Source organism: Pseudopedobacter sp. (assembly GCF_040392825.1).
GTDB lineage: Bacteria > Bacteroidota > Bacteroidia > Sphingobacteriales > Sphingobacteriaceae > Pseudopedobacter.
In genome coordinates, this window is sequence record NZ_JBEBVH010000365.1 from 1 (window position 1) to 3,249 (window position 3,249).

General features: G+C 34.4%; 3 protein-coding genes and 1 pseudogene. 2 read left to right on the forward strand and 2 right to left on the reverse strand.

The genetic code is table 11. The features are described from left to right. Window positions 1-455, forward strand: a 455-nt coding sequence (locus ABWO41_RS16965; RefSeq protein ID WP_353140562.1) for a sensor histidine kinase, incomplete at its 5' end; no start/stop codon positions are given. A gap of 1 nt (window position 456) precedes the next feature. Further along, window positions 457-1,143: a LytR/AlgR family response regulator transcription factor gene (locus ABWO41_RS16970; RefSeq protein WP_353140565.1), complete on the forward strand. Its 687-nt coding sequence runs from the start codon at window positions 457-459 to the stop codon at window positions 1,141-1,143. A gap of 590 nt (window positions 1,144-1,733) precedes the next feature. Here the strand turns inward: ABWO41_RS16970 and ABWO41_RS16975 are convergent. Together ABWO41_RS16975 and ABWO41_RS16980 are read right to left on the reverse strand one after the other, a co-directional pair. Continuing rightward, window positions 1,734-2,864 (reverse strand): SGNH/GDSL hydrolase family protein, encoded by a 1,131-nt coding sequence (locus ABWO41_RS16975; protein WP_353140568.1) that lies wholly within the window; start codon window positions 2,862-2,864, stop codon window positions 1,734-1,736. A 134-nt stretch (window positions 2,865-2,998) separates the two neighbouring features. Next, a pseudogene (locus ABWO41_RS16980) lies at window positions 2,999-3,249 on the reverse strand (hypothetical protein); the annotation flags it as partial.

The window sequence follows — 3,249 nt, forward strand, 5'->3', positions numbered from 1 at the left end:
GGTTAACTCGTAACGTACTTGATGATAAAGAACTGATTAGTTTATCACAAGAAAAAACTTTACTAGACGATTACCTGCAAATGGAGCAATTGCGGTTCGGCTTTAAATACGAAATCAACCACTCCGAAAACTTGGCTCTAGATAACATTGAAATACCAAGTATGCTGCTACAACCATTTGTAGAAAATGCGGTGAAGCACGGCATATCGCAGAAAGCTACCGACGGAAAAATTACCGTCACATTCATTAAGCAGGCAAATGATTTGGTGTTAACTGTTACTGATAATGGAAATGGATTTGACACAGAAAAAAAGAATAATGGTTTGGGTCTGCTATTAAGTGGCAGCAGAATAGCCCTATTAAATAGTGTTTATAAAGAAAATCACTTTACCTTAGTTATACAATCAACCGCTAACGGCACTAAAATAAGCTTAACATTAACTGATTGGCTATAATATGATGAGAGCAGTTTTGATAGATGACGAGATTTCCAACTTAGAAAACCTGCGTACTTTGCTAGAAAAGCACTGTCCGCAGGTAACTATAATCGCAACAGCGCAAAGTGTAAGTGATGCGGTTGATGCTATTGAAAAATATTTGCCTGATTTAGTGTTTCTGGATATTCAAATGGGCGAGCAAACAGGTTTTGATGTACTAAAAATGCTTCCAACGCGTAATTTCGAAGTTGTTTTTGTTACCGCTTACGACCAATATGGGATACAAGCTGTAAAATTTGCCGCCTTAGATTATCTTTTAAAACCTATTGATATTGAAGAACTGATGAATGCGGTAAATAAAGCCGAACATAAATCGGCAACACAAATACAGACTTCGCAGCTCGATTTTTTACTGCAGCAACTAAAAAATCCAGAAACGAACGTTAACAAAATTGCCCTACAGATGCAAAGCGAAATAAGGTACGTTGCTTTGTCAGAAATTATACGTTGCGAAGCAGATAATACCTATACCCACTTTTTCCTTTTGAGTGATGAAAAAATATTGGTTTCTAAATCACTTAAAGAATATGCAGACTTACTGCGCCCCAATGGGTTTTTAAGAACTCACCAAAGCCATTTAGTAAATCCAAAATACGTAAAAAGTTGGTTAAAAGAAGACGGTGGTATTCTGCTCTTAATGTCTTGAGAAAAAATACCCATATCCAAGCCCAACAAGGACACTGTAAAACAAGCCTTGCAAAAGCTATAATATTATATATGTAGCTATTTGACGCAACACGTTTCCGCTAGACAAGACAGGCTATTGAAGACGCAAGAAAAGAAAGACCTTCTCTGAAAAGGTATGATAATACGGAAGACTTGTAAATGATTTGATGGCTGATTAATGACTAGTTATAAAATAACCTACTCAGAGAAGTTTAAAAAAGATTTTAAAAGGTATCAGCACATCGCGTGCAACCTTTAGCGAACCATCTCACCTAAAATTATAAACAATATTTCTGCATAAATAATCTGTTGTCTTGTTCACCATAGAAGGTTGGATTTCAACAGCTTCCTTTTCCATATAATATCATTTTCTTTCCCATCGTTGCTTCAACATTCAATACTATCTTACAACTGTATTAAAATCCTATTGCCAACCTTCAGGCGCGGATAAAATACAAGCGCAACAGGTCTTAAATTACTATTTCAAACAGATTGTCATAAAAAAGTATCACGCCCTAATCTTTTTGCAGCCTCCCTGCTACTTACAGAATATCATTTAACAAATTTATCTTATTTCAATTTTAGTATTTCAATAATTTTCGTTTCCATTTTTTCAGCCATTCTATAAGAACCTAAATCTGTTAGATGGGTTCCATCTATTGTACCTTCATGGTCGTAACCAATTAAACCATCGCTTTCTAAATAGTATAGATTATCTATTCCAATATTTTTTGCCTCATTAAAGGATTTTTTCAGCTCATTGTTCTGAGCTAAAATATACTTTCTGCTTCCAAATGTTGATTCATCAGACTTTTTAAAATAAGAATATTCTCTTATTATACTCTCCACCAGAAGAATAGGCGTATTTGGTTTGCACTCTCTGATCTGCTGTAAAAGTTTAACCGTGTTGTTCTTTATAGTATCTGGATGTGAGTTTGCAGTACAATCGATAACAAATAATGAAGCATCAATTTCACATAATGCCTGACCTACCGATGATTCGAATCTTCCATTTCCGCTAAATCCCAAATTAATAGTTTCTACAGAAAGTTTTCTGGAAATTATTGAAGTGTAGACCATTCCGGGTCTTGATGCACTAGCTCCCTGAGTGATGCTTGTCCCATAAAAAACAATTGGCTTATTTATTTTATAAATAATATTTTCTGGCGCTGAAATAGAAAAATTAGGATTGATGCCAATCTCGATATTTTCAACACCATCATATAACGGAAGATTGAGTAAGAACTCTTTATAACAAGTATCCATATCGGATATTAGGGTTTTCTCATTATTAAGTCCGGACGGAATTCCAGAATTTACATATTGCCATTGCCCATCTACTAAGCAATACAAATCAAGTCCACTGGCAGCAATTGGTGTCATATTTGACATTCTTGGATAGCTCATTAATTTCCATTTTGCAGCGATTACCGGTGAATTTGTAGTAAAGTGTATTGAGATTCCTGATGAATTTTTACTTAAACCCCAAACTGCAGGCCTAACTATTTTTTCATATTTGGCAGGAAGTCTGTTGAAATTTTTTTCTTGATGGTATTTGCCCGTAATTCTGAAAGAAAAACCATTAAAATAGAGTAAATCATCAAGCACTTTCTTTTCAGGCTTTTCAATGAACCTTATATTCAAAGCACTTGGGATTTCGGCTATTGAAGAAGATGTTCTATCATAAGAAGCTGCAATCAAATTAAACACTAAACTAAAAAACAAGACTATGTATGTAAATCCGTCCATTGTATTTATCTAATATTTTCTATTATTGTTGCTAACTTTCAATTATACTCTAAAAGAAATCTCCATTCTTCATCAATACATTTACATCATTTCCAATACACTCTCGCTAAAAGCAAATCTCCGATGTACTGATTATAATTTATATTGCTACTTTCAACCCAGAACCTATCTCCTTTTTTAGATTCGGGGAACGTTCCTTCGAGCCATTCACCTGTGATGATCCACGATTCGTTTTCTCCAACATTAACTGTATTAAAATTCCCCATTCTTGCTCCTTTTTCTGGAAATACAATTTTTTCGGTATTTCTTTTTATTCTTAAACGGTCTACATCCACTT

Excerpts from the sequence above, each read along its gene's own strand:
- ABWO41_RS16970 (WP_353140565.1), top strand. The coding sequence starts at position 457 with ATGATGAGAGCAGTTTTGATAGATGACGAGATTTCCAACTTAGAAAAC.